Source organism: Thermopolyspora sp. NPDC052614, from assembly GCF_040678635.1.
Lineage (GTDB): Bacteria > Actinomycetota > Actinomycetes > Streptosporangiales > Streptosporangiaceae > Thermopolyspora.
Genome location: NZ_JBFATZ010000010.1, coordinates 201,009 through 225,699, shown reverse-complemented (window position 1 = coordinate 225,699; position 24,691 = coordinate 201,009). Strand labels below are relative to the sequence as shown.

21 protein-coding genes and 2 pseudogenes are annotated in these 24,691 nt (G+C 70.9%); 10 read left to right on the top strand and 13 right to left on the bottom strand.

What is annotated here, in order from left to right; all coding sequences use genetic code 11:
* Window positions 1-19: 19 nt before the first annotated feature.
* The 3 genes from AB0K60_RS22575 to AB0K60_RS22565 form a co-directional block, all read right to left on the bottom strand.
* Window positions 20-298, bottom strand: coding sequence for a DUF397 domain-containing protein (locus tag AB0K60_RS22575; protein ID WP_364058164.1), 279 nt, complete (start codon window positions 296-298; stop codon window positions 20-22).
* Window positions 299-375: 77 nt separating this feature from the next.
* Window positions 376-639: a DUF397 domain-containing protein gene (locus AB0K60_RS22570; RefSeq protein WP_364058161.1), complete on the bottom strand. Its 264-nt coding sequence runs from the start codon at window positions 637-639 to the stop codon at window positions 376-378.
* A 33-nt stretch (window positions 640-672) separates the two neighbouring features.
* Complete coding sequence (locus AB0K60_RS22565) at window positions 673-1,533, bottom strand: helix-turn-helix transcriptional regulator (RefSeq protein WP_364058158.1); 861 nt, start codon at window positions 1,531-1,533, stop codon at window positions 673-675.
* Between the two features lie 199 nt (window positions 1,534-1,732).
* Here AB0K60_RS22565 and AB0K60_RS22560 point away from each other — a divergent pair, with 199 nt between their 5' ends.
* Together AB0K60_RS22560 and AB0K60_RS22555 are read left to right on the top strand one after the other, a co-directional pair.
* Complete coding sequence (locus AB0K60_RS22560; protein WP_364058155.1) at window positions 1,733-2,026, top strand: hypothetical protein; 294 nt, start codon at window positions 1,733-1,735, stop codon at window positions 2,024-2,026.
* Window positions 2,023-2,469 (top strand): ATP-binding protein, encoded by a 447-nt coding sequence (locus AB0K60_RS22555; protein ID WP_364058152.1) that lies wholly within the window; start codon window positions 2,023-2,025, stop codon window positions 2,467-2,469. The genes AB0K60_RS22560 and AB0K60_RS22555 overlap by 4 nt, the downstream gene beginning before the upstream one ends.
* Window positions 2,470-2,626: 157 nt before the next feature.
* Here the strand turns inward: AB0K60_RS22555 and AB0K60_RS22550 are convergent, their stop codons facing one another.
* Both AB0K60_RS22550 and AB0K60_RS22545 read right to left on the bottom strand, forming a co-directional pair.
* Window positions 2,627-4,411 (bottom strand): ABC transporter ATP-binding protein, encoded by a 1,785-nt coding sequence (locus AB0K60_RS22550; RefSeq protein ID WP_364058149.1) that lies wholly within the window; start codon window positions 4,409-4,411, stop codon window positions 2,627-2,629.
* Window positions 4,411-6,342: an ABC transporter ATP-binding protein gene (locus AB0K60_RS22545; protein WP_364058146.1), complete on the bottom strand. Its 1,932-nt coding sequence runs from the start codon at window positions 6,340-6,342 to the stop codon at window positions 4,411-4,413. Before AB0K60_RS22545 ends, AB0K60_RS22550 begins: the two co-directional genes overlap by 1 nt.
* 128 nt (window positions 6,343-6,470) lie before the next feature.
* Between AB0K60_RS22545 and AB0K60_RS22540 the strand changes: the two genes are divergently transcribed.
* Together AB0K60_RS22540 and AB0K60_RS22535 are read left to right on the top strand one after the other, a co-directional pair.
* Window positions 6,471-6,710 (top strand): RNA polymerase subunit sigma-70, encoded by a 240-nt coding sequence (locus AB0K60_RS22540; RefSeq protein WP_364058143.1) that lies wholly within the window; start codon window positions 6,471-6,473, stop codon window positions 6,708-6,710.
* A gap of 2 nt (window positions 6,711-6,712) precedes the next feature.
* Window positions 6,713-7,258, top strand: coding sequence for a Clp protease N-terminal domain-containing protein (locus tag AB0K60_RS22535; protein WP_364058140.1), 546 nt, complete (start codon window positions 6,713-6,715; stop codon window positions 7,256-7,258).
* 47 nt (window positions 7,259-7,305) lie between these two features.
* Here AB0K60_RS22535 and AB0K60_RS22530 read toward each other — a convergent pair whose 3' ends face one another.
* Window positions 7,306-8,472 carry a HAMP domain-containing sensor histidine kinase gene (locus AB0K60_RS22530; RefSeq protein ID WP_364058459.1) on the bottom strand — a complete coding sequence of 389 codons (1,167 nt, stop codon included), beginning with the start codon at window positions 8,470-8,472 and terminating at the stop codon, window positions 7,306-7,308.
* A gap of 431 nt (window positions 8,473-8,903) precedes the next feature.
* Window positions 8,904-9,086 (bottom strand): helix-turn-helix domain-containing protein, encoded by a 183-nt coding sequence (locus tag AB0K60_RS22525; RefSeq protein WP_364058456.1) that lies wholly within the window; start codon window positions 9,084-9,086, stop codon window positions 8,904-8,906.
* Here AB0K60_RS22525 and AB0K60_RS22520 point away from each other — a divergent pair.
* From AB0K60_RS22520 to AB0K60_RS22495, 6 genes and pseudogenes are all read left to right on the top strand, one after another.
* Window positions 9,072-9,398, top strand: a pseudogene (locus AB0K60_RS22520) (ATP-binding cassette domain-containing protein); the annotation flags it as partial. The gene AB0K60_RS22525 and the pseudogene AB0K60_RS22520 sit on opposite strands and share 15 nt — an antisense overlap.
* Window positions 9,395-10,597 carry an ABC transporter permease gene (locus AB0K60_RS22515; protein WP_364058137.1) on the top strand — a complete coding sequence of 401 codons (1,203 nt, stop codon included), beginning with the start codon at window positions 9,395-9,397 and terminating at the stop codon, window positions 10,595-10,597. The pseudogene AB0K60_RS22520 and the gene AB0K60_RS22515, both read left to right, overlap by 4 nt.
* Window positions 10,598-11,084: 487 nt before the next feature.
* Window positions 11,085-11,515: pseudogene (locus AB0K60_RS22510) on the top strand (response regulator).
* Between the two features lie 226 nt (window positions 11,516-11,741).
* Window positions 11,742-12,560 (top strand): hypothetical protein, encoded by an 819-nt coding sequence (locus AB0K60_RS22505; RefSeq protein WP_364058134.1) that lies wholly within the window; start codon window positions 11,742-11,744, stop codon window positions 12,558-12,560.
* Between the two features lie 12 nt (window positions 12,561-12,572).
* Window positions 12,573-14,492, top strand: a complete 1,920-nt coding sequence (locus AB0K60_RS22500) for a fumarate reductase/succinate dehydrogenase flavoprotein subunit (RefSeq protein ID WP_364058131.1) — start codon at window positions 12,573-12,575, stop codon at window positions 14,490-14,492.
* A 1-nt stretch (window position 14,493) separates the two neighbouring features.
* The gene (locus tag AB0K60_RS22495; RefSeq protein ID WP_364058128.1) at window positions 14,494-15,255 is read left to right on the top strand and encodes a succinate dehydrogenase/fumarate reductase iron-sulfur subunit; all 762 of its coding nucleotides are present in this window, start codon (window positions 14,494-14,496) and stop codon (window positions 15,253-15,255) included.
* A 132-nt stretch (window positions 15,256-15,387) separates the two neighbouring features.
* Here AB0K60_RS22495 and AB0K60_RS22490 read toward each other — a convergent pair whose 3' ends face one another.
* The 6 genes from AB0K60_RS22490 to AB0K60_RS22465 form a co-directional block, all read right to left on the bottom strand.
* Complete coding sequence (locus AB0K60_RS22490; RefSeq protein WP_364058125.1) at window positions 15,388-17,070, bottom strand: hypothetical protein; 1,683 nt, start codon at window positions 17,068-17,070, stop codon at window positions 15,388-15,390.
* Between the two features lie 251 nt (window positions 17,071-17,321).
* Entirely contained in the window at window positions 17,322-17,726 is a 405-nt protein-coding gene (locus tag AB0K60_RS22485) for a (deoxy)nucleoside triphosphate pyrophosphohydrolase (protein WP_364058122.1), read from the bottom strand.
* 136 nt (window positions 17,727-17,862) lie between these two features.
* Window positions 17,863-18,981, bottom strand: a complete 1,119-nt coding sequence (locus tag AB0K60_RS22480; protein ID WP_364058119.1) for a bifunctional lytic transglycosylase/C40 family peptidase — start codon at window positions 18,979-18,981, stop codon at window positions 17,863-17,865.
* A gap of 15 nt (window positions 18,982-18,996) precedes the next feature.
* Window positions 18,997-19,689, bottom strand: a complete 693-nt coding sequence (locus AB0K60_RS22475) for a hypothetical protein (protein WP_364058116.1) — start codon at window positions 19,687-19,689, stop codon at window positions 18,997-18,999.
* A gap of 12 nt (window positions 19,690-19,701) precedes the next feature.
* On the bottom strand, window positions 19,702-22,164 hold the full coding sequence (locus AB0K60_RS22470) for a type IV secretion system protein (protein WP_364058113.1): 2,463 nt from the start codon (window positions 22,162-22,164) through the stop codon (window positions 19,702-19,704).
* Window positions 22,161-24,677 (bottom strand): ATP-binding protein, encoded by a 2,517-nt coding sequence (locus AB0K60_RS22465; protein WP_364058110.1) that lies wholly within the window; start codon window positions 24,675-24,677, stop codon window positions 22,161-22,163. The genes AB0K60_RS22470 and AB0K60_RS22465 overlap by 4 nt, the downstream gene beginning before the upstream one ends.
* Window positions 24,678-24,691 lie beyond the last annotated feature (14 nt).

The following is a 24,691-nucleotide window of genomic DNA, read 5'->3' as shown; positions in this document are numbered from 1 at the left end:
CGTTTCCCCCACGCCCGTCTCAGGGCCCCCGCGCTCGCGATCTGCCGGGCAAAGGAGTCGAGGCCGCGCCCGGGGGCAGGCTGCACCGCAGGCTACCGCCAAGGTTGCAGCTGGCTTGCTTCACGGTGACGATGAAGGCGTGCCACTCGTCCGGCCGGAATGTGAGTATCCCTCCCGCTCGATTCTTGGTGTCTCGGATGGCGATGACATCCTTGGTGGCCGCTACCTCGACGCAGCTTGCTCCGTCGCCGCTAAAGCTGCTCTTTCGCCAGGTCGCTTTGGAAAGATCGGCGCGCACCCTTATTCCTTCAGTCGTAGATCGCCGTCACTCTGGGTGTGGATATACCAACAAGCACACCCCGATGATCGCTCCTCTCATCTTCTCAAATCCTCGATCATGGCTGTCGAATCGAATTGGCCCTCCCTCACGCCCGCGAGGAAGGCATCCCACTCTGGGATCGTGAACACCTGTGGTTCATGCTCTCGGTTCTTGGTGTCACGGACGACCACCACGAACTCTTCATCGGCCTTGTTCGCGACCCCGGCGTCTCGGCCGCGCACCACGGCGACCTCGACGCAGTTCCCGCCCATGTTGTTACTCTGAGTGCTTTTATGCCAGATTGCTGCAGTAAGGTTCACTCTGAGTACTTCCCTCCTATTTTGTATCCCTACTCAGGTTAACTCTGCCATCACCGAACGCAACATGGCCAGCGTCTGGGCAGGGCCGAGGGCTTGTGCGCGCAAGTAGTCGAATGCGCGGCTGTACCAACTGACGTCCTGGCTTTTCTGGATGTAAAGGCCGCCGATGTGCTGCTCCACATACACCTTGTCCGGATCATCGGCGGCCGGGAATTTCAAAAGGCTGAACGAGCCGGCCATGGCGCTGTGCGCGCCGACCTCGAACGGAAGCACCTGCAGGGTGACATTACGCAGTTGCGTGAGATGGATCAGGTGCTCAATCTGGTCACACATCACCTCCCGTCCACCGACTACACGTCGGATGGCGGCTTCGTTGATGACGAGCCAGAAGTTGGGCGCGTGCTTCTCGGTCAGGCGGGCCTGCCGGTCCACCCTGAGCTTGATCCTTCTCTCGATCTCCTCGTCGGAGTCGGCGCCGGGTGCGGTGGACATGATGGCTCGGACGTAACGCTCCGTCTGCATGATGCCTGGGATCAGCTCGGACTCGTATCCGAAGATGTGCGACGCGGACGCCTCCAGCACCACGTAAACCTGGAACCACTCAGGGATCGCCCCTGAGTACTGATGCCACCAGTCCGGCTCCCCTGCCAGCCGGGCCAACTCGATGACGGCCTCGGCCTGCTTCTCGTCCGTGCCGTACAGCCGGAGAAGGCGCTTGACGTCGCGTACCAGGACCCGGCTCCTATCGTTCTCGATCCGGTAGAGCTTGCTCCCGGCCCAGCCCATCTCCTCCGCCACGATCTCCTGGCTCAGGCCCGCCTGGTCCCGCAGGCTGCGAAGCTCCCTCGCCAGGCGAGCGCTCGCCACGGTGGGGATGTGCTTGCTGCGTGTCATCGACCTCTCCCGACAAAGAATCTTGACCGGCTTCAAATAGAGGCTTGCGTTTGTCCGCGCCCCTGTGGACACTGACATTCAACACTTGGATGCGCTCCGTAGTGAATAAATCGCAAAAAGTCATAGGCGCAGGTGGGGGCATGTGTCCGGATATGCCGAGATAGTCACCTCCGCCACATCGAGACAGGGCGGTGAGCGCGTGAGCCCGGACAGGGACGACATGGAAGTGGTGTGGAGCGGCGAGAAACAGTGGGAGCAGTACGTCTGCCTGGCTCGCCTGGCCTGGCTGCTGGGCACGTACCTCGGGATCAAAGGGGCGTTACGCGTCGCTCCGGGTAGACCGCCCGTCGTCGAGGCGGGAGGACACCAGATCTGGGCGGTTCCCGTCGACCACAGGACGTGGCTGTTCCGCTGGGGGCAGGGGGACGACCAGTGGGTTTCGGCTCGCGACGAGAGCGCGGCGGCCAGACGCATCGCGCAGGTGGTCAGGTGAGCGTTCGGGAGGCGGCCGGAGGAGCGGCGCGGTGGTCCGGCCCCTCTCCTGAGTTGCAGGAGTGTGCGCATCCGCCTGTCGGTTCACCCTCCTCGGCCGCCATCGCGCGCAACCGGTTGGCGAGGCTGCTGAAGGAGTGGGGCCACGGCGACCTGACGGAGACCGCTCAGCTCGTCCTCACCGAGTTGATGACCAACGCAGCCAAGGCCACGGTCGGGTTCTACGCGCTGACCGGCGTGGACTCCGGCGACGAGCACGCGCTACTTCACGAGATGCTCACGGCCTCGGACGAGAGCATCGAGGTGGACGTGTACAGGTCATCCGACGCGATCGGCCTGGCGGTGTGGGACCGGCTCCGTACTCCCCCGCGGCTGAGGGAGGCCGACGAGGGCGACGTCGGTGGCCGCGGGCTGACTCTGATCAACGAGCTCGCGGCCAGTTAGGGCTACGGGTGGCCCAGAACCGGTGGGAAGGTGGTTTGGGCCACCCTTGTCGCTTCAGACCGCGTGACCCGGTGATCGTGCCGCGCTTCTCGGTGACCTTCGTCGGCGCCTTATGGGGGGCGGGTTGTTCGGCCGAGATGTTTCGCTCGCTTCTCCGTCACGGCGTGTGGATCGGCGACGGCGTCGCTCCGGTGCCCGCCGGGCTTCCGTGCCAGCTTTCCCACAGGGCCGCGTACGCCCCGTCCGCCGCGACCAGCTCGTCGTGTGAACCCAGTTCGGCGACTCGGCCGTCCTCCACGACCGCCACACGGTCGGCGTCGTGCGCCGTGTAGAGACGGTGCGCGATCGCGATCACGGTACGGCCGCGCAGTACGGCGGCGAGCGAGCGCTCCAGGTGGCGTGCGGCCCTCGGGTCGAGGAGGGAGGTGGCCTCGTCGAGGACGAGCGTGTGGGGGTCGGCGAGCACCAGGCGGGCCAGTGCCACCTGCTGGGCCTGGGCCGGGGACACCGGTGCGCCGCCCGAGCCGACCACGGTGTCGAGGCCGTCCGGCAGCGCGGCCGCCCACTCCCACGCCTCGACGGCCTCCAAAGCGGCGCGTACCGCCGCGTCGTCCGCCTCCGGGCGGCCGATGAGCACGTTGTCGCGCAGCGTGCCGCGGAACACGTGGTGCTCCTGCGTCACCAGCGCGACGTGGCCGCGCAGCTCGCCCAGCGGCAGGTCCACCAGCGGCACCTCGCCGACCGTCACCGAGCCGGTGCGGGGGCCGTGGATGCCCGCCAGCAGGCGTCCGAGGGTGGACTTGCCGGCCCCCGACGGGCCGACCATGGCCAGGCGCTCCCCTGGGCTCACCTTCAGGTCCACGCCGTGCAGCACGTCGGCGCCCTCGCGGTAGGCGTAGCGGACGCCCTCGGCCTCGATGGTCTCGCCGGAGGGGCGGGCCGTACCGGGGGTGCGGTCGTCGGGGACGGTGGCCACGCCGAGCAGCCGGGCCAGGGACGCGCCGCCGACCTGGAGCTCGTCGACCCAGGACAACAGCCGGTCCAGCGGGTCGATGAGCTGCTGGACGTACAGGGTGGCCGCCGTCACCTGGGCCAGCGACACCCAGCCGGACAGGTGGAACAGGCCGCCGGCGAGCAGCGTGGCCACCACGGGGATGACGTAGCCCATGGTCACGCACGGGAACCAGACGGTGCGCAGGCCCAGCGTGTAGCGTTCGGCCGCCCAGGAGCGGGCGCAGTCGCCGTCGGTGCGCTCGTGCCGCCGCCGCTGCAGGCCGAGCGCCTCGACGGTCCTAGCGCCTTCGACGGTCTCGGCGAGGCCCTCGGTGATCAGCGCGTACGCGGCGTTCTCCCGCAGGTAGCCGTCCCGCGCGCGGGCCAGGTACCAGCGGGTGGAGATCCACAGCAGCGGCGCGGCGATCAGGCAGGGCAGCGCCATCAGCGGCCCGGCGATGATCAGCGCGCCGACGACGCAGGCCCCCGTGACCAGGGCGATGAGCGTCTCGGGTACGGCGTGGCGCACGGTGCGGGACAACGCGCTCACGTCGCGGGACGTCCGGGTGATCAGGTCGCCTGAGCCGGCCTGCTCGACCGTGGACAGCGGCAGGGCCAGCACCCGTTCGACGAACTCCTCCCGCAGCTCGGCCAGCACCTTCTCGCCCAGCCGGGACGAGATGTACACCGCGAAACGGATCAGGACGCCTTGCGCCAGCACGAAGCCGGCGATCGTCAGCGCCACCAGGTCGACGTTCACCTCGCGCCCGTCCGCGACCGCCTGCACGAGATCGCCCAGCAGCCAGGGGCCCGCGAGCCCGGTGATCGCCGCCAGCCCGTGCAGGGCGAGCGCGAGCCCCAGTTCCCAGGGGTACTTCAGCGTCAGCCGTCGCGCGTAGGCGCGCACTTGCGCCCGGTCGGCGACCGGCAGGATCCTCCTGCTCGTCATCAGTCCTCTCCTCGGGTCACCGTGGCGGCGTAGCGGGGATCGCGGGCAAGCAGGTCCCGGTGCCGCCCCTCGGAGCGCGCCCTGCCGTCCTCGACGTAGATCACGTGGTCCGCGCGGTCGAGCACGAGCGGACTGGTGGTGCAGACCAGCGTGGTACGGCCCCGCCGCGCGGCGGCGAGGCGCTCGGCGACGCGGGCCTCGGTGTGCGCGTCCACCGCGCTGGTCGGCTCGACGAGGATCAGCACCTCGGGGTCGGCGAGGAGGGCGCGGGCCAGGCGCAGCCGCTGGCGCTGGCCGCCGGAGAACTCCCGGCCGGACTCGGCCACGTGCTCGTCGAGGCCGTTCGGCAGCGCCTCGACGATGTCCTCGGCCGAGGCGACGCGCAGCGCCTCCCGGATGCGCCCGTCCCGGTCGCGGGCCGCGACGCTCACGCCGGATCCGACGCGCTCGTCCCGGCTCGCCGTGTTTCCGTTCGCGTCGGCCGCAACGTGGGTGCTTGCGAGGGAGGTGTTGCCCCTGGAGCTGATTTCGTCGGCTTGGGCTTCTTCAGGGGAGATATCCGGTAAGGCCGCCCCGGTGGGGCCGGTCCCGTTCGCGCCGGTCTCGTCGAGGCCGGTGTTCGCCAAGGTGACGCTCCCCGCGGCGATGTCGAGGGCTTCGCGGAGGGAGCCGGTGAAGAGGCGGGCGTCGTTGTCGGCGACGAGGATCCGGCGGCGTACCTCGGCGAGGGGCAGGTCGGCGAGCGGCACGCCGCCGATGGTGACCTCGCCGGGCGTGTAGCGGCCGAGGCGGTCGGCGATGGCGGCGGCGTCCTCGGGGACGGCGGCGGCCAGCGCGGTGAGGACGCCCTGCCGGAGGCGCACGCCCGAGGCGGGATCGGCCAAATCGCCCATTGGCACGCCGTTCGCCCGGGGGACGGCGCCGGGGGCCGCGTCCTCGATGTCGGGCTTGAGGTTGAGGATGTGGACGACGCGGCGGGCCGCCACGAGGCCCCGGGTGAGCTTGTCGGCGGCCTCGGTCAGCGTGCGGAGCGGCGCGATGAGGAACACGGCGTACGCGTAGAAGCTGACCAGTTGCCCGGCCGTGATGCCGCCGTCCAGCGCGAAACGCGCTCCCAGCCAGGTGACCAGGGCGATCAGCAGGCCGGGCAGCAGCACCTGGGCGCCTTCGAGGGTGGACTCCACCGACGCCACCCGCACCCCGGCGTGCCGTACGCGCTGGGACTCGGCCCGGTAGAGCCTGGCGAAGACGTCCTCGCCGCCGATGCCGCGCAGCACGCGCAGTCCGGCGACGATGTCGGCGCCACGGGTGGTCAGGTCGCCCTCCAGGTCGCGGTGCCGGTGCTGGCGGCGGTGCAGCGGCCGCAGCAGGGGGCCGATCGCCGCGGCCATCAGCGGCACGCCGATCAGCACCGTCAGCCCCAGCGGCACGGAGGTGGTGAGCATGATGACCGTGACCGTGACGATCGTGACGACCGCGCCGGTGCCGCGCAGCAGGATGTCCATGGCGTTGCCGATGTGGGCGATGTCGGAGGTGCCGACGGCGACGACCTCGCCGGTGGACAGCCGCCTGGGCAGGGTGGCCCCGAGGCGGGTGGCCTGCCGTACGGTGACCTGGACGGTGCGGTAGGCGGCCGAGAGCCAGACGTACACGGCGCTGCGGTGCCGCATGATCCCGGCGTACGCCTGGAGGACGCCCAGCGCGAGCAGCGCCAGCGACCAGCGCACCAGGGCGGCGGGATCGTGAGCGGTGAGGCTGTCGATGCCGTTGCCGAGCGCGGCGGGCGCGAGCGCCTGGCCGAGCCACCACAGGATCGCGAAGGCGATTCCGGCGGGCAGCGGAAGCCCCTGTTTTCGCGCCACCCACAGCAGATATCGCACGGCGCTCCGGGAATCGGGCACGCCGGGATCGGCGGCAGGTAGTGAGCGCATATCTGCTCACATTGGCAAACGCGGTCGTGTCCCGGCAAAGCATTTTCCGGCGGCCCGGGATGGGGCCTGGCGGCCCTGCGCCGTCAACCTTGGTTGACATGCGAGAAAAAGCAACCTAGATTGACAGCATGGCAGATACAGCGCAGGTGGCCGCCGATGCGGGCAGCCGGGATCCGGCCGTCGGGCTGCGCGCCGTACGGGCTCTGCGGGACCTCGCCGAGCGTCTCGAGGAGTTGCAGGTGCGCAACGCACGCGCCCAGGGCTGGACGTGGCAGGAGATCGCCACGCTGCTGGGCGTGACCCGTCAGGCGGTGCACAAAAAGTACGCAGCGAAACGCGGAATTCTACGGCGATCGGAGGACGACTGAGGATGTTCGAGCGCTTCACGAAAGAGGCCAGGAAAGTGGCGATCGAGGCCCAGACACAGGCCCGGCAGCTCGACCACGGCCACATCGGCACCGAACACGTCCTGCTCGCCATGCTCGCCACGCCGGACTCCGCGTCCTGCCGGGTGCTCACCCGGCACGGGCTCACCCACGATGCCGCCGCCACCACCCTGCGAACCCTCCTCAAGGAGGGCGACGACCTCGACGCCGACCTGCTCGGCGAGATCGGCATCGACCTGAACGCCGTGAAGGAGAAGGTCGAGGCGGCCTTCGGTCCCGGCGCCCTCGACCGTGCGGGGCGGCGCGGCGGCAGATCCCCGATCGGCCACATCCCCTTCACCAGGCGGGCGAAGAAGACGCTGGAACTCGCGCTGCGCGAGGCCGTCGCCCTCAAGCACAACCACATCGCCGACGGCCACATCCTGCTCGGCCTGCTCCGCGAACGCGACGGCCTCGGCGGTCGCATCATCGCCGAGCACGGCCTCGACTTCGACGCCCTCCGCCGCGAGATCATCGACGAGTTCGACTAGCGGGCCGGGCGGGCGTGGGTCGCGGCCGAGGGTGGGGCGAGTGCGGGTCAGGCCACGGGCAGCCGCACGGTGACGGCGAGGCCGCCATCGGCTCGGGCCCGCGCCTCGACCGTTCCCGCGTGGGCGTCCACGATGGCGCGCACGATGGACAGGCCGAGGCCGGCGCCCTTCGCCGAGCGGACCCGCTCCCCCTGGGTTCGGTGGAACGGCTCGAACAGATCCTCCACCTCGTGCGGCGACACGAGCGGACCCGTGTTCTCCACGCTCAGCACCACCACGCGATCGCCCGGCGCGTCCGAAGCGGCGGTCACGCTCGATCCGGCGGTCGGCAGGCCGCCCGCCGGGACGATCGCGGCGGTTCCCGGCTCGGCGCGCGAACCGGTGCCCGGACCAGGGCCCGAACCGGCGTCCGTACGCGCATCCCATCCGACGGCGCCCGACTTCGCGACCATGGGAACGCCCGCGCCGGTGCCGAGGCCGTTGTTCGCGGCGGCGGCAGGGAGCGCGCCGAGGTCCCGCAGGGTCACCCACACGTCGCCGCCGCGCACGTTGTACTTGATCGCGTTCTCCAGCAGGTTGTACACGCAGCGTTCCAGCAGCAGCGGATCCCCCTGCACGACCGCCGGTGCGAGGTCCCGGTGCACGGTGACGTTCCGTTTGCGTGGTTGCAGGTCGAGCTGTTCCAGCACGCTGAGCACGACCGGCCGCAGGTCCACCGAGCGGCGCACCACCAACTCCTGCTGGGACTGGGCGAGCAGCAGCAATCCCTCGATCAGCCGTTCGTAGCGGGCGTTGGTGCCGAGCAGCGCGCGGGCCATCGCCTTCAGGTCCGGCGAGGCGTCGGGCTCCTCCAGCGACACCTCCAGCACCGTACGGTTGATCGCCAGCGGGGTGCGCAGCTCGTGCGAGGCGTTGGCGATGAAGCGGCGTTGCGCGTCGAACACCCGGTGCAGCCGGTCGAGCATCGCGTCGAAGGTGTCGGCCAGCCGCTTGACCTCGTCGTTCGGCCCGCTCAGCGCGATCCGCTCGTGCAGGTTGCTCTCCGACAGGCGCTCGGCCGTCTCGGTGACCCGGTCCAGCGGGCGCAGCGCGCGGTCGGCCACCAGGTATCCGAGCGCCAGCGCGACCAGGCCCACCAGGATCATGACGAGCACGGAGTACCGCAGCACGTCGTCGAGCACGGTGTCGGCCCGCTCCTGGTACGCGGTGATGATGTCGCGGGTGTACTCGGTGGGTAGCTCCCCCGGCAGCGGCGTCTGCGTGGACAGCGTGGTCGGCTGGGTGGTCGGCACGCTGGTCGGCACGGCGGTCGGCACGCTGGTCGAGTCCAGCCCGATGACCTTGGCGCTGTTCACTTTCACGGCGAACCGCTGGTTGAGCGCCCGCGCGGTCAACAGATAACTGATCCCCAGCAGCGTCGATCCGGCAAGGAAGAACAGCACGCCGTACAGCAGGGTCAGGCGTGCGCGCAGCCCCAGCCGCTTCCAGAACGGCCCGCGCGGGACGGGCGGCGCCGACGGTCCCGACGCACGTCCCGGCCGGTTGGCCGCCGATCGCCCGTTGCCGGCCGATCGTCTCACGGGCTCCTCCCTTGGCCCTTCCCGGCGACGCTCCCGCCGGGCGCGGCGCAGCAGCCCGGGGGCGGTCACAGCCGATACCCCTTGCCGGGCACGTTCTCGATCAGCGGAGGCGGGCCGAGTTTCCTGCGCAGCGAGGTGATGGTAACCCGCAGCACCCCGGTGTCGGCGTCCGCGTACTCGTCCCAGACCCGTCGGCGCAGATCGCCGGACGTCACCAACTCGCCGTCCGCGCTCACCGGCTCGGCCATCGGCCGAACCAGATGTCGGGAGGCGAGCAGCAGCGGGTGGCGGTGGCCCGCGCGGTCGTCGGCGACCCGCCGCTCCTGCTCGCCGACGAGCCGACCGGCAACCTCGACTCGTCGGCGGGCGCGGAGGTGCTGCGCGTGCTGCGGGACCTGCACGCCGCCGGAACGACGATCGCCATCATCACCCACGACACCGAGATCGCCGAGTGGTGCCCGCGACGCGTCCGGGTCCGCGACGGACGCATCGTCGCCGACGACGGCCAGGGCCACGGGCACCGTACCCCGGCCGAGATCACGGAAAGGGTCCGCACATGACCGGCGACCGGCCGCTGACCCCCGCTCGGCTCGGCCTCGGTGACGTGCTGCGGGTCGGGGCCGCCGGGCTGCGGACCCGACCGGCCCGGGTGATCCTGTCCGCGCTCGGCATCGCCATCGGCATCGCCACCATGGTCGCGGTGATCGGCATCTCGTCCTCGTCGCGGGAGGAGCTGCTGCGGCAACTCGACCGGCTCGGCACCAACCTGCTCACCGTCACCGCCGGGCGGACGGTCTTCGGCGAGGAGGCCAAGCTGCCGAAGAACGCCGCCGCGATGGTCGGCCGCATCGGCCCGGTGCGGACGGCGGCGGCCACCGGCGCGGTGGATGACGTCAGCGTCCGCCGTACCGACCACATCTCGGAGGCCGTCACCGGCGGCATCACCGTGCAGGCCGCCGACCTCACGCTCACCCGCACGCTGGAGGGCGCCATCGTCAAGGGCGTCTGGCTGAACGAGGCGACCGCCCGGCTGCCCACCGTCGTGCTGGGAAGCAAGGCCGCCGAACGGCTGGGCATCACCAACCCGGGCGTACGCGTGTGGCTGGGCGAACGCTGGTTCAGCGTGATCGGCGTTCTCGGCCCGATGCCGCTCGCCGAGGAGATCGAGCGTTCCGCGCTCGTCGGCTTCCCGGCGGCGGAGAAGTACCTGGGCTTCGACGGCCACCCGACGACGATCTACGAGCGGTCCACCGAGACGTCGGTGGAGGTCGTGCGCGACGTGCTCCCCCGTACGGTGAACCCGGAGAACCCCGAGGAGGTCGAGGTGAGCCGCCCCTCCGACGCCCTGGCCGCACGCGCCGCCGCCGCGGGCGCGTTCACCAACCTGCTGCTGGGCCTCGGCGCGGTGGCGCTGCTGGTCGGCGGCGTCGGCGTCGCCAACACGATGGTCATCTCCGTGCTGGAACGCCGTAAGGAGATCGGGCTGCGACGTTCCCTGGGGGCCACCCGGAGCCAGATCCGGATCCAGTTCCTGTCGGAGTCGCTGCTGCTGTCCGCCCTCGGCGGCACGGCCGGGGCGGCCCTGGGCGCCATCGCCACCATCGGCTTCGCGGTCTTCCGGGACTGGCCGCCGGTCGTCCCGCCGTGGGCGCTCGCCGGAGCCGTCGGCGCCACCCTGCTGATCGGCACCGCGGCGGGTCTCTACCCGGCGATGCGCGCCGCTCGCCTCTCCCCGACGATCGCCCTCGCCACCACCTGAGCGTGCCGGTCGAGCCCGCCACCGGCCAGGACGACGACGTGGGCGGCCGCTCAAGCCGGGGACGAGCGCTACCGGCGGCTGTGCGCCGAGGCCAGGCGCGACGAGGACGCCGCCATGGCCGCCATCGCCAGGCTCCTCCCTGGGCTGCCCGCCGGCCCCACCAAACAGGACGCGGCGCTCCTACGCGAGTACGGCGCCCGATGGCACCGGGACTACGCCGACCCGGTGATCAACGGGACGATGCGCGCCGACCTGGCGGCCGGCGAGCGGCTGTTCGCGCCGACCCTCGACACCCTGAAGCGGCGGCAGGACGAGCTGCAACGCCTGCACGCGATGGGCAAGGAACATCTGGAGTACGGCTGGCGGACCTTTTACTTCGTGCTCGCCATCCTCGCCCTCGTCCTGGTGGCGACCGCGATCGCCTTCGCGCTGCTCATCAGGTTCGCCGTGCTGCGCCCGGTGTCGCTGCTGTCCGAACCCGCACCCGATCGAGGTGCTCCTCGTCGAGGACGATCCCGGCGACGTGCTGCTGACCCGCGAGGCGTTCGAGCACAACAAGGTGAGCAACCGCCTGCACGTGGTCCACGACGGCGAGGAGGCGATGGCCTTCCTCCGCGGCGAGGGCGATCACGCCGACGCCCCCGCCCCGACCTGATCCTGCTCGACCTCAACCTGCCCCGCAAGGACGGCCGCGAGCTCCTCGCCGAGATCAAGGCGGATCCGGATCTCCGGGTGATTCCCGTTGTGATTCTCACCACCTCGGACGCCGAAGAGGATATCCTTCGGAGTTACCACCTGCATGCGAACGCCTATGTCACGAAGCCGGTAGACTTCAACCAGTTCATCCGGGTAGTACGCCAGATCGATGACCTCTTCGTCACGGTCGTCAAGTTGCCCCACGCCGGGCAGCGTCTTTAGCCGCCCGTCCGCGGCCTCACAGGCGACGTGACAGGAATCACACCGGGTGCTGCGAAAAGGTGAACCCCCCTCCTCACTATGAGGGAAGTGGGCGTCGTAACGTATGCCCCACCAAGACGCGCGCCGACCACGCAGTGCGGTCTGCGACGACGAGAAGGCATTCAGTGAAACTCACCCGGTCCCTTCGTTCGGCGAGTGGGTTCCGTGGGAGGTGGAGAGGTCCCCGATGACCCAGATTATGGCCGGACCGCCGGCCGGTGAACCTGCGACGCAGAGGAAGCAGCGAGCTCAGATCAAGGCACGGACGCTGAGGACGGATCGATGGTGGCTGGCTCCGGCGCTCACCTTCGCCGCTCTCACGGCATTCGTCATCTACGGCGTCTGGGCCGCCTTCGATGACAGCTACTTCGTCGAACCGTACATCGCGCCGTTCTCCTCACCGTGTCTCACGACGGCTTGTGACGAGGGGGCGCGTTTCCTCGGCTGGGCCCCCGTCGGCGACTGGTGGCCGCTGCCGCCCGGTCTGCTGATCCTCGCCCTGCCCGGAGGCTTCCGGCTGACCTGCTACTACTACCGCAAGTCGTACTACCGCTCGTTCTGGATGTCGCCGCCGGCCTGCGCCGTCAACGAGCCGCACTCGAAGTACACCGGTGAGCGCCGGTTCCCGCTCGTCATCCAGAACGTGCACCGGTACTTCTTCTACGCCGCGATCGTCATCGGCCTCATCCTCACCTATGACGCGGTGCTGGCCTTCCGCGACGAGAACGGCAACTGGGGCCACGTGGGGCTCGGCACGATCATCCTCGTGGTCAACGCAATTCTGATCATGACGTACACGATCTCCTGCCACTCCTGCCGGCACATCACCGCCGGCCGGCTCAACCACTTCTCGAGGCACCCGCTGCGCTACAAGGCCTGGACCTTCATCTCGAAGCTGAACGCCAAGCACCAGCAGCTCGCCTGGGCCTCGATGATCTCCGTAGTGGTCGCCGACGTGTACGTCCGGCTCGTCGCCAAGGGCATCGTCGCCTTTCCGTTCGCGTAGGAAACAGGGATCATGGATATCGAGCGTCACGAGTACGACGTCGTCGTCATCGGCGCGGGCGGAGCCGGACTCCGGGCCGCGATCGAGGCCCGTCAGGAGGGCAAGCGCACGGCCATCGTGTGCAAGTCGCTGTTCGGCAAGGCCCACACGGTCATGGCCGAGGGCGGCGCGGCGGCGGCGATGGGGAACGTCAACCCCAACGACAACTGGCAGGTGCACTTCCGCGACACCATGCGCGGCGGCAAGTTCCTCAACAACTGGCGGATGGCCGAGCTGCACGCCAAGGAGGCCCCGGACCGCGTCTGGGAGCTGGAGATGTGGGGCGCGCTGTTCGACCGCACCAAGGACGGCAAGATCAGCCAGCGGAACTTCGGCGGCCACGAGTATCCCCGCCTCGCCCACGTCGGCGACCGTACCGGCCTGGAGCTGATCCGCACCCTGCAGCAGCGCGTGGTCGCGTTGCAGCAGGAGGACGAGCGGGTGCACGGCGACGCCGAGGCGTACATCAAGGTGTTCGCCGAGTGCACGATCACCACGCTGCTCAAGGACGAGGACCCCGGGTTCGGCGCGAAGGGCGCCATCGCCGGGGCCTTTGGTTATTGGCGGGAGACCGGCCGGTTCATCCTGTTCGAGGCCCCGGCCGTGGTGCTCGCGACCGGCGGCATCGGCAAGTCCTACTCGGTCACCTCCAACTCCTGGGAGTACACCGGCGACGGGCACGCGCTGGCGCTGCGCGCGGGCGCGAACCTGATCAACATGGAGTTCATCCAGTTCCACCCGACCGGCATGGTGTGGCCGCCGTCGGTGCGCGGCATCCTCGTCACCGAGTCGGTCCGCGGCGACGGCGGGGTGCTGCGCAACTCCGAGGGCCGGCGGTTCATGTTCGACTACATCCCCGAGGTGTTCAAGGACAAGTACGCCACCACCGAGGAGGAGGGCGACCGCTGGTACACCGACCAGGCGAACAACCGCCGTCCGCCGGAGCTGCTGCCGCGTGACGAGGTGGCCCGGGCGATCAACGCCGAGGTGAAGGCCGGGCGGGGCAGCCCGCACGGCGGCGTCTTCCTCGACGTGTCCACCCGGCTGCCCGCCGATGTGATCATCAAGAAGCTGCCGTCGATGCACCACCAGTTCAAGGAGCTGGCCGACGTCGACATCACCGCCGAGCCCATGGAGGTCGGCCCGACCTGCCACTACGTCATGGGCGGCGTGGAGGTGGACGCCGACACGGCGGCGGCCTCGGTGCCGGGTCTGTTCGCGGCCGGCGAGGTCGCGGGCGGCATGCACGGCTCCAACCGGCTCGGCGGCAACTCGCTGTCGGACCTGCTGGTGTTCGGCCGCCGGGCCGGGGCGGGCGCGGCGGCGTACGTGGACGCGCTGAAGAGCCGGCCCAAGGCGGCGGCGGAGGCCGTACGGCAGGCCCAGGAGGAGGCGGTCGCGCCGCTGCAGCGCAAGGGCGGCGAGAACCCCTACGAGGTGCACCACGAGCTGCAGCGCACGATGCACGAGCTGGTGGGCATCATCCGCAAGGCCGACGAGATCAAGGACGCCCTGGAGGTCGTCGCCAAGCTCAAGGAGCGCGCGGCGAACGCGGGCGCCGAGGGCAGCACGATCTACAACCCGGGCTGGCACCTCGCCCTCGACCTGCGCAACATGCTGCTGGTCTCCGAGTGCGTGGGCAAGGCGGCGCTGCTGCGCGAGGAGAGCCGCGGCGGGCACACCCGCGACGACTTCCCCACGATGTCGCCGGAGTGGCGGCGCAAGCTCCTGGTCTGCTCGTCCTCCCCCGACGGCTCCCAGGTCACCGTCGTGGAGCAGGAGCAGCCCCCGATGCGCGACGACCTGATCACCCTGTTCGAACGGGACGAGCTGAGCAAGTACTTGACCGACGAAGAGCTCGCCGACTACGACGCCGTGGCGGGGAAGGACTGAGATGAGCTACAAGGCGAAGTTCCGCGTCTGGCGCGGCGAGGCGGGCGAAGGCAGGCTGGAGGACTACACCGTCGAGGTGAACGAGGGCGAGGTCGTCCTCGACATCATCCACCGCCTGCAGGCCACTCAGGCCCCCGACCTCGCCGTACGGTGGAACTGCAAGGCGGGCAAGTGCGGCTCGTGTTCCATGGAGATCAACGGCAAGCCGCGTCTGGGGTGCATGACCCGGATGTCCACGTTCGACCAGGACGAGGTCATCACGGTCACGCCGATGCGCACGTTCCCGGTCATCAAGGACCTGGTGACGGACGTGTCATTCAACTACCAGAAGGCCCGGGAGATTCCGTCCTTCACGCCGCCGAAGGACCTCAAGCCGGGCGAGATGCGCATGCAGCAGATCGATGTGGACCGCTCGCAGGAGTTCCGCAAGTGCATCGAGTGCTACATGTGCAACAACGTGTGCCACGTGATCCGCGACCACGAGGAGAACAAGACCAACTTCGCCGGTCCGCGGTTCCTCATGCGGATCGCCGAGCTGGACATGCACCCGTACGACGTGGAGGACCGCAAGGACCTCGCGCAGGACACGCACGGGCTCGGCTTCTGCAACATCACCAAGTGCTGCACCGAGGTCTGCCCCGAGCACATCAAGATCACTGACAACGCTCTGATCCCGATGAAGGAGCGGGTCGTGGACCGGCGGTACGACCCGCTGGTCTGGCTCGGCAACAAGATCTTCAAGCGGTCCGAGAAGACCCGCTGACCCCGGGCCGATCAAGCCTCCGGAACGGGCGCGGCACCTCGTCGAGGGCGGGGGTCGCGCCCGTTCGGCTTTGTTCTGTTCTGTCGCGGGCGCAAGCGCCGCCAGGGGCTCGTCACGAGCCGTGCCGGGGGCTTATCGCGAGCGGTGCCAGGGACGGCGCTTCTTGTCGCCCTCGGGCCAAGACGGCGAGTCCTCGCCCTCGCCCGCGCCCGGATCCGGCTCGGTCGGCGTGCCGTCCGACGCGGGGAAGGTCAGGGTGTGATCCCAGGCCCCGGACGGCCCCGCCTCGCCCTGCCCGGACGCGTACGGGCCGTCGGGGTCGTCCTGGACGGGGAAGACGCTGCCGCCGCGCTGAGGCGGGCGATCTATCGGCTCGCCGTCGGGGCCGATGCGCTCGACCGACACCGTCTCGACCGGCGGCCCGGGGATGGACGTGGGGCCGGGCTCCAGTTCGCGCCTCGGCGGCGGGTCGTAGAACAGCGACGTGGGCTCGTCGTCATCGTCACGGCCGACGCCGCCGTGGCGCGGGTCGTTCTCGCCCAGGCGCTCCCCCGGCCCGTGCGGCGACGACGGCCGCTGCCCGAACCCCTCGCCCTGATGGGCTCCGAGGCCCCCGGCGGGAACGGACGCCCCGGGGAAGGTTCCCGGCCCGCCCGCGGGGCCGACGCCGCCGAGGGAGGCGTCCGTCGGGGCGCCGCCCCAGGGGTGCGACGGGCCGGACCACTGGCCGGTCTGGTACGGCTGCTGCGGGAACGCCTGACCCGGCTGCGGCCCGCCCATCGGGGAACCGGCCTGCGGCCCCGTCTGCGGGAACGCCTGCCCCGGCTGCGGCCCGCCCATCGGGGAAGCGGCCTGCGGCCCCGTCTGCGGGAACGCGTAGCCGCCGAAACCCGGGGCGGGCTGCCCCTGCTGGAAGGTCTGACCCTGCTGGAAGGTCTGGCCCTGCGGGAACGCCTGCCCCGGCGCGAAGGGCTGGGTGGGCTGCGGGATCGTGTAGCCCGGCGGGTACGTCCCGTGCGCGGCCGGCATCGGGTACGGCTGCAGCGGCACGAAGCTGATGATCGGCGCGTAGGCCGGGGTGGCGGGGTAGGTCGTGGCGGCCCCGGGCTTGCCGACGGGCCGCGGCCCGGCCTTGCGGACGGCGGCGGCGTGCGCCATGCGCTGCAGCCTGCCGTGGAAGAGGAACACGGCGAAGATCACCAGCAGCACCATCAGGATGCCCGGCACGGCCAGTTGCCTGCTCACCGCGATTTGGTCGTACTCGGGCGAGGCGTTGCGGATCTCGTACGGCACCGTCTTGGGGGCGGGCTCCTCGAAGGCGGTGGAGACCCCGGCGGACGCGGCCGGCGTGTCGGTCGAGGCGGGCGCGAGCGTGAGCGGGGACTCGGTGGGCGACGCGGCGGTCCCGGTGCCCGTGTTCTGGCCCGCGTCGGGCGAGGTGACCGGTCCGCTGGTCGGCAGCACCGGGGGCTGGCTCGCCGCGGGCCGGTCGGCCGGCGGGCTGCTGGTCGCGGGACGGCTCGGCCGTACGGTCTTGGTGCGGGTCACGGTCGGCTGGGGGGTGACCGTCATGGTCATCGTCACCACCGGGTCGGCGGTCTCCGTCGGCCCCGCCGTCACCGTGACCGTCTGGGTGACGTCCACCGTGGGATCGACCGGCTCGATCGCGCCCCCGCCGCCCGGATTCGCGAACGTCACCGTCCGGCTCGACGCGCTCGCGGTGAACATCGGCGCCGCCGCGAGCAGGACCACACCCGTCAGGCCCAGGGAGGCCGCCACCGCGGTCACCGCCGTCCGCCGGGTGTGTCCGGTCACCGCCGCCTCCGCCGTGTCCGCTGGGCAACTCAGTTCGAGGGAAATACTAGTTGTGCAAAGTAACGGCAAAGCCCCCATGACGCCATGAGTCGTCAGCTTTCACAGTCAAACAGCCGCCGTATCCGGCGAAGCGGTCACCCGCCGCCGAGAAGCCCGGCAGTAAAGAAGCCCGCGAATCCGCCGCGCAAACGCGGCGTGAATAACCACAAAACGGGCAATGCCTGCCTTAATGGCGGGTCGCGGGGCGGCCGTCAGTCCTGCGCCGGATCGAGCAGCCCGGGCAGCATCTCCCGCACCAGCCGTACCACGGGAAGATCGCCGGGCAGCCAGGGCACGTCGAACAGCTCGTCGCGGCCCAGCCAGCGCAGCGCCAGATGCTCCCTGGCGACCGGGGTGCCGGAGACGACCGTGGCGAACCACACCCGCAGCACCAGGTCGCCGCGCAGCGGCCAGTCGCCGCCGATCCGCTCGCCGACGGCCACCACGACCCCGAGCTCCTCCTCGCACTCGCGGATCAGCGCCTCGTGGTCGCTCTCGTCCCGGTCCACCTTGCCGCCCGGGAACTCCCAGCCTCCCGCCAGCTCGACGGGCGCGGCGCGCTGCGCGGCGAGCAACCTGCCGCCCGCGACGATCGCGGCCCCCACCACAATGCCCATGGCAAAAGACACTAGGGCACGCCCGGCCGCCCGCGAGCGCTTCAATTCTTTTCCGTAATCATTTGTTACTCTGCGTCCGCCGGCCGTTCCGCCCGCCGTCGGCCGTTGTAAAGGCGGGCGGCAAAGGCCGGAGGCGCTACAGGACACCCAGCCGTTTCACCTGTTCGATCACGTCCGGGTTCTGCAGCGGGCGGGTGAACCCCACGATCGCGGGCCGGTCCCGGTACGTGGTCACCTTGATCGGCCCGCATAACGTGCACCGGGCCTCGACCATCTTGCCCGGCGACACCACCAGCCCGACGTGCCCCGGGCTGTCCGGCGAGGTGCCCGGCCCGCTGTTGAAGAACACCAGGTCCCCCGGCTGTTCCTGCCCCGGCTCGATGCGCACGCCGAACGGCCACTGGCCGAAGGTGGTGCGCGGGATCGTCAGCCCGGCGTGCCGGTAGGCCATGTAGATGATGCCCGAGCAGTCGTAGGCGTCCGGCCCGACCGCGCCCCACCGGTACGGCTTGCCCCGCTGGGCCAGCGCGAAGTCCAGGATGTCGGCCACGATCTTGCTGGACACGCCCTCGACGAACGCCGGGTCGCACGCCGGGTTCGCCTCCGGGGGCGTGCCCACCTCGCCGGAGGCCGTGTACCGCCGGGCGATGTCCAGCACCTGCTCGACGTACCACATCGCGCGGTTGTAGGTGAACAGCGCCCGCGTCAGGTCGTCCGGCGCGCCGTTGCGCTTGAGCATCTTGGCTGCGCCGAGGATCGCGTCGGCCGGGTTGTAGACGTCCGCGATCCCGTCGCCGTCGCCGTCGCTCGCGTACCCGTTGAACTTCGAGGGAATCTTGATCTGCGGCTTGCCGCCCCACGTGCTGATCAGGAACTGCATGGGCCCGGCGGCCCCGGCGTAGTTGGTGCCGCTCTTGACGCCGGGCAGGGTGGAGCGGCCGTGGTTGGTCTCGCGCTTGCCGACCGCCGCGAGCACGTTCCACTGCACGCCGATCTTCGCCCCGTACTCCTGGTACAGGCGCAGGTAGTCCTCGGGGATGTCGTCGCGGGCGGTCTGCGACAGGTCCTTGGCGTCGGCGGTCGCCGCCTCGGCGCAGTCGGCCCCGAAGCCGAAGCCGAACCCGCCCAGCGGCGTGGTGAAGGTGGTCAGGAACATCGGCGCCAGGACCAGCGCGACCATCAGCACGCCCGCCAGGGCGAGCACCACCACCAGCAGGCGGGTGCGCGAGCCGCCCGAACCCGTGCCGCCGTTCACCGGACGCTCACCCGCCTACTCCTCCTCCGCCTGCGCCCCGGCCGCCGCCTGGCCCTCGGACGGGTCGCCCTCCTGCCCGGCGTCGGCCGGGTTGAGGTCGTAGACCCGCCAGGCGTCGCCGACCTGGATCACCGTCACCGCGTACTCCTCGACGACCTCCCGGGGGCCGCTCGCCGCGGTGATCCGCTCGGTGGCGGTCGCCACCCAGGTGATCGAGTTGGGGCTGAAGTCCCGGATCGACTTGATCTTGGCGGTGCCCTCGGACACCACCTTGTCGGCCTGCTCCTGCCGCACCCGCTCCGGATCGGTGACCGTACGGGTGAGCGAGGCGCCCATCTCGGCGGTGGTGAACGACTTCAGCCGCTCGGCGTACGACACCGGGTCCTCGTCGTATCGGTGGGTGGCGTACTGGGCGAGGAACCGCCGGGCCACGTCGGCGGCCCCCGCGAACTGCTCCCGCGTCAGCGGCAGGAACGCGTAGACGTCGAACTTCTCCGGATCGAGCGGCGGACCCGCGGACGGCGCGGCGGAGCCGGAGGCGCGCGGCGCCGACGTCGGCGCCGCCTTCCCCTGGGTCGTCGTCGCCCCGCCCGCCTCGCCGCCCGGATCGGGCGACGACGGCAGGGTCAGGTAGATGCCGACGGCGGCGAGCACGATCACCACGGCGGCGAAGACGATCCCCCTCCTGCCGTCGAATCCCTGCGTCATCGAAGCCGGTCCCTAGTCGTCGGAGTCCCGTCTGGCGGGACGCAGCCAGAACGGCCCGTCGCCGCCGGAATCGCCGTCCGAACGGCTCGGCAGCCACAGCGGCGGGGGCTCGGAGCGCGACCCGTTGCCGGCCCACGGCCCGCTCGGCCGCGACGGCGCGGGGCGGCGCGGCGTGGACCCGGAGGACGAGCCGCCGCCGAAGATCCCGGAGGAGCCGCGCGCCCGCCCGTTGCCGTTGCCGCCGGAGCCGCCGGAACCCCGGGAGCCGCCGCCGAACCAGCCGCCGCCGGACGACCCGCCCGAGCGCCCGTTCCGCGAGCCACCGGACCCGCCAGAGCCGCCGGACCCGCCGGAGCCGCCGGAGCCGCCGCCGAACAGGCCGCCGAACCGCCCGCCCGAGGAGGCTCGGGACGAGCCGCCGGACGGCCGGGACGCACCGCCGCCAGACGGCCCGCGCGACGCCCAGCCGCCGCCGGAGCCGCCGAACCAGCCGCCGGTCCTCGCCCCCGCGCCCACCGGCGAACCGTTACCGGAAGAACCGGCCGCGGACGAACCGCCCGACGGGCGCGGAATGCGCGTCGCCGACCCGTTGCCGGACGCGCCGGAGAGTTTGAGCGGCGGGGCCGACCCGGTGCGCGGCACCGTACCGCCGAGCTTGCGCCGCCCGGCCGCGTCGGTCTCCAGCGGCGCGGGCTGCGCGCCCACGGGCACCCGCGTGCCGACGCCCGTGCCGGGCGCGCCCTCCTCGCCGCGGACCTTGCCCTGGGCGACGCCCGCGGCGGCCGCGGCCGCCGCTCCGGCCCCCGAGCCGCGCACCGCCGCCGAGATGAGCGGCTCGGTGCGGCGCATCGCCCACTTGCCGACGCGGTAGCCCACGACCGGCGGCAGGATGTTCGCGGCCCGCGACAGCGTCGGCGCGGTCGTCGCCTCGCCGAGCATCCGGGTGGTGATCGTGTGCCCGTCCATCGAGGCGAACAGGTGCTGGAACGGCCGCCGGTAGAAGAACATCGCGATCGTCAGCAAGGCCATGAACGTGATCTGCATGCCCCACGGCAACGCGGTGGACATGATCAGGCCGTAGCCGTACACGAGCACGCCGAGGATGAGCGCGAGCAGGGCCTGCCGCAGCAGCGTGCCGATGAGCATCTCCACCCAGCGCATCGCGATGATGCGGCCGGTGCCCGGATGCACGCCGATGAGCAGGAAGATCGGCCCGAGGATGAGCAGCATCAGGAAGCCGATCTTCAGGACCAGCAGCGACACCGCCACCAGGAAGATCAGCAGCCCGGCGACGACGGCGGCGATCAGCGCGCCGAACGCGATGCCGAGCCGGCTCGTCCAGTCCTTGCCCTGGAAGAGGAAGAACGACGGCGTGCCCTGCATGGGGGTGGCCAGTTCCTCGACGTACCTCGCCTGGTGCGCGGCGGCGTTGGGAGCCTGGGCGCCCTGCTCCTGGGCGTCGATCGCCTGGATGTCGAGCGCCTTGGAGCCGAGGTTCTTCACCTGGGTGGTGGCCGGGTCTGCGGTGCCGAGCAGGCCCATCAGCCACGGCTTGCACACGAACGTGGACCACAGGGCGTCGGCGTTGCGGTCCACCACCGGCACGCCCTCGTAGCTCGCGGGCACCGCCTGGGGCCCGGCCTGGCCCTTCGGCGGGAGGCAGGAGGAGCCCCCGCCGCCGGGCAGGCCCGCGAACGCCGAGTTGACGATCTCGCCGGTCTTGTTGGTGACCGTGGTGCCGATGCCGGTGAAGTCGGCCGGGCGGCTGAAGAACCACACCGCGACGGTGACCGCGCACACCATCCAGATGACGCCCTCGGTGGTGGTGGTCGCCCGTTTGCGGATCAGCCCGTACCAGGCGAGCCAGATCGCCGCGAGGATGACGATCACCCGGAGGAACGGCCAGTAGACGGCGTTGGCCAGGTTGGTGACGAGGTCGTCGACCACGTCCTTGATCGCGGTCAGCGGGCCCTCGGTGGCGGCGGCCTGGTAGGTGGAGATGGTCAGCCGGTCCAGCGCCTTCGCCGTGGAGAAGATCGTGTTCGCCCAGGCGTTGCCGAGCACCGCGCCCATGTCGGTGCAGCCGAGCTCGTAGGTGTGCCAGAACTGGCCGGCCATGCCGTACCGCTCGTAGTTGGTCTTGGGCTCCGGGCGGCCGGCCGTCGCCTCCTGCGGGCCGGTGCCGGAGGGGTCGGGCTTGGCCGCGCCCTCGCCGCCGGGCGCGGCGATCGCCGGGGGCGGGGGCTTGATCAGGCCGTCCACGCCGCTGCCGACCACCGCCGGGGTGAGGTCCCCGGACATGTCGCAGGGCGCGGCGATCGCCGTGGACCCGGGGAAGGCGAGCGGCAGCAGCACCAGGCCGACGGCCGTCACCAGCGTCAGCGCCAGCCGCCGGAGCAGGCGCTTACGCCGATTGAGCTGTTTGCCAGTTTTGCCCGGCGACTGCCTATTACGTCCCCTTACGGGAACCCTCATGACCGCACCTCCTGCGTCACCGCCCCCGCCTTGCCGGTGCCCCCACTGTCCGTGCCGCTCAGGCGAGCGTCCATCGCGCTGTACAGATCATGGCCCTCGTCCGCGGGTTTCTCATGCGTCGGGTTCGTGTCGAGCCAACGCAGCAACTCCTCGGAGATCAAATCGACCCCGATGCGGCCCGCCCGGCCGTCGAGATCGCGGAACACGCACTCGCCGTTGCCGAGAGATCGCAGCACGGCCTTGTGCTCCTCGGCGGGATCCACTCCGAGCAGCGCCATCACGTGCTCGACCTCGGAGCGCTCGGTGGAACGGAACGCGAACACCGACGACAGACAGTTGGTCACCTGCTCGTTGAGCAGGTCGCCGGCGTTCTGGGACACCAGCACGAGCGCGGTGTTGCGCGACCGGCCCATGCGGCTGACCTCGGGCACCAGCTTGGCGCCCTCGGGGGTGGAGGTGATCGCCCACGCCTCGTCGAGGAAGATCGCCTTGGGGACGCGGCGGTCGAGACCGTTCATCAGCCCCCGGGCGAACTGGGCGACCAGGTACAGCAGCGCGACCGACAGCCGCTGCTCGTAGGAGTAGTCGTCGCGGCTCGTCGTCACGTCGGGCAGGGTGAGACCGCCCAGCGTGAACACGGTCGTCCACCCGGCGGTGTCGAACCGGTCCCCGCCGGAGGGGTCGAAGCAGAGCCGGGCCAGGTGCATCTCCGACATCGAGCGCAGCACCGCGCCGAGGTTCTTCGACGCCGGATCCTCGGAGCGCTCCAGATACTCGACGACCTTGCCGAGCGATGGAGACGGCCCGTTGGCCACCGCCGCCACGGCCTGGATCATCGCCGACTCCCGCTCCTCGGACATGCGCGGCAGCAGCAGTCGCAGCGTCTCGGTCGCCATCGTCTTCTTCGCGGCGAGGTCGTCGCCGAAGGAGAAGGGGTCGAGCAGACCCGGCGCGGCCGACCCCAGCGGGACGGTGCGCGCCTTGCGGCCTCTTCGCTTCAGCAGTTGCACCAGCGACTCGGCGTCTCCTTTCGGGTCGATCACCGCGATGGTGACACCTCGGAGCGCCATTTGATAGATGAGGAGAAGGGCCAGAGTCGTCTTACCTCCGCCCGGCTCGCCGGTGATGGCGATGGCCGTGGGACGGTTGCGCACCGCCGCGACCAGCGGGTCGAAGTGCACGATCGAGCGGGCCCGGCCGAGGGTCTCCCCGATGTACGGCCCGGCCCACCCGACCTCGTCGATCCGGTCGCCGAGCTCCACCGTGGCCGTCGCCATGCCGCCCGCGATCGTGCGCAACGGCTGCCGCTGCGCGTACGCGTTCACCCGCACCCGCTCGCCCGGCAGCGACTCGCAGAACAGCGACCACTGGTCGCCGGTGGAGTTCACCACGTCGATGCCCATGTCGCGGTAGTGCTCGACCACGGCCTCGATGCGCTGCTTGCAGATCTCCTCGGTGGGCGCGGACACGATCAGGCGGTGCCAGCCGTACACGAACGGCAGCCGCTCCTTGGTGATGCCGTGCTCCAGCATGCGGGCGGCGTCGATCTGCTCGGCGAGCGCGATCGGCGCCTCCGCGCCCGCCTCCCGGATGTGGATGTCCATGTCGCGGGCGTGCGCGAGCTTGCGCGCCACGTCGCGGCTCGCCCGCACCGGCGAGATGAGCTTCATCCGGCTCGACACCTCGACCGGGAACGGAAGCTGGTCGGCGAAGTGCAGCCACGGCTCGCCGTCCGGGAACGGCATCAGGTCGGGGAAGCGCGCGAACGACAGGTGCGCGACGTACGACTCGCCGGCGGGCTGCTCGACGCGCAGCAGCGAGCGGCCGTTGTGGATCTGGCCCTCGATCAGCGACTCGATCTCGCCCTTGCCCCAGCCCCGCGTCGGCGACGCCGAGCGCGGCGGGTCGCCGATCGAGCCGTGCACCGCGTGCTGGAACAGCCAGGCGAGCTCGGCGGAGGTGGCGTGCCGGGCGTACAGGGCGCTGGTGCCGAGGGCCCGGCCGAGGCGCTCGGCGGCGTCGGTCCACCGGGCGATCTCCCGGTCCGGCACGTGGTCGTCCTCCAGCCCCAGCGCCTTCTCGCCGCGCCGGTACGCCCCGAAGAGCTGGGCGAACACGCCCGTGCCGAGCTGGGCGCCGCGCGGGCCGAGCCGCACGCCGAGGTAGACCTCCTTGGTCCAGAAGTCCTTCGCCCAGACGTGCCGGTACATCTCCTCCAGGTAGTCGCGCCAGCCCGGCCCCTCGTCGGAGGTCTCGTTCAGCCGCATCGCCCACTCGGCCGCCGGGTAGGTGCGGTGCGCCACGCGCAGGTGCACCTCGGCGTCCGGCATGCGGATCGCCGCGAGCGCGATCGTGATGTTGTTGGCGAGCGCCTCGCGCTCCTCGGCGGTGATGAACTCGTAGCTCACGGTCGGCAGCCGGAAGTACGCCCACGCCGCCGACTCGGTCAGCAGGATGCGGTCGTCGAAATACCGTACGGCCAGCCTGCTTCGTGCCCTCGACGCCCTGCTCACCGGTCGCCCCACTT

What these genes read in the sequence shown, in the direction of transcription:
- AB0K60_RS22565 (WP_364058158.1), bottom strand. Translation starts at nt 1,533, where the DNA reads ATGACACGCAGCAAGCACATCCCCACCGTGGCGAGCGCTCGCCTGGCG.
- AB0K60_RS22550 (WP_364058149.1), bottom strand. Translation starts at nt 4,411, where the DNA reads ATGACGAGCAGGAGGATCCTGCCGGTCGCCGACCGGGCGCAAGTGCGC.
- AB0K60_RS22545 (WP_364058146.1), bottom strand. Translation starts at nt 6,342, where the DNA reads ATGCGCTCACTACCTGCCGCCGATCCCGGCGTGCCCGATTCCCGGAGC.
- AB0K60_RS22540 (WP_364058143.1), top strand. Translation starts at nt 6,471, where the DNA reads ATGGCAGATACAGCGCAGGTGGCCGCCGATGCGGGCAGCCGGGATCCG.
- AB0K60_RS22535 (WP_364058140.1), top strand. Translation starts at nt 6,713, where the DNA reads ATGTTCGAGCGCTTCACGAAAGAGGCCAGGAAAGTGGCGATCGAGGCC.
- AB0K60_RS22525 (WP_364058456.1), bottom strand. Translation starts at nt 9,086, where the DNA reads ATGGCCGAGCCGGTGAGCGCGGACGGCGAGTTGGTGACGTCCGGCGAT.
- AB0K60_RS22515 (WP_364058137.1), top strand. Translation starts at nt 9,395, where the DNA reads ATGACCGGCGACCGGCCGCTGACCCCCGCTCGGCTCGGCCTCGGTGAC.
- AB0K60_RS22505 (WP_364058134.1), top strand. Translation starts at nt 11,742, where the DNA reads ATGACCCAGATTATGGCCGGACCGCCGGCCGGTGAACCTGCGACGCAG.
- AB0K60_RS22500 (WP_364058131.1), top strand. Translation starts at nt 12,573, where the DNA reads ATGGATATCGAGCGTCACGAGTACGACGTCGTCGTCATCGGCGCGGGC.
- AB0K60_RS22495 (WP_364058128.1), top strand. Translation starts at nt 14,494, where the DNA reads ATGAGCTACAAGGCGAAGTTCCGCGTCTGGCGCGGCGAGGCGGGCGAA.
- AB0K60_RS22485 (WP_364058122.1), bottom strand. Translation starts at nt 17,726, where the DNA reads ATGGGCATTGTGGTGGGGGCCGCGATCGTCGCGGGCGGCAGGTTGCTC.
- AB0K60_RS22475 (WP_364058116.1), bottom strand. Translation starts at nt 19,689, where the DNA reads ATGACGCAGGGATTCGACGGCAGGAGGGGGATCGTCTTCGCCGCCGTG.
- AB0K60_RS22470 (WP_364058113.1), bottom strand. Translation starts at nt 22,164, where the DNA reads ATGAGGGTTCCCGTAAGGGGACGTAATAGGCAGTCGCCGGGCAAAACT.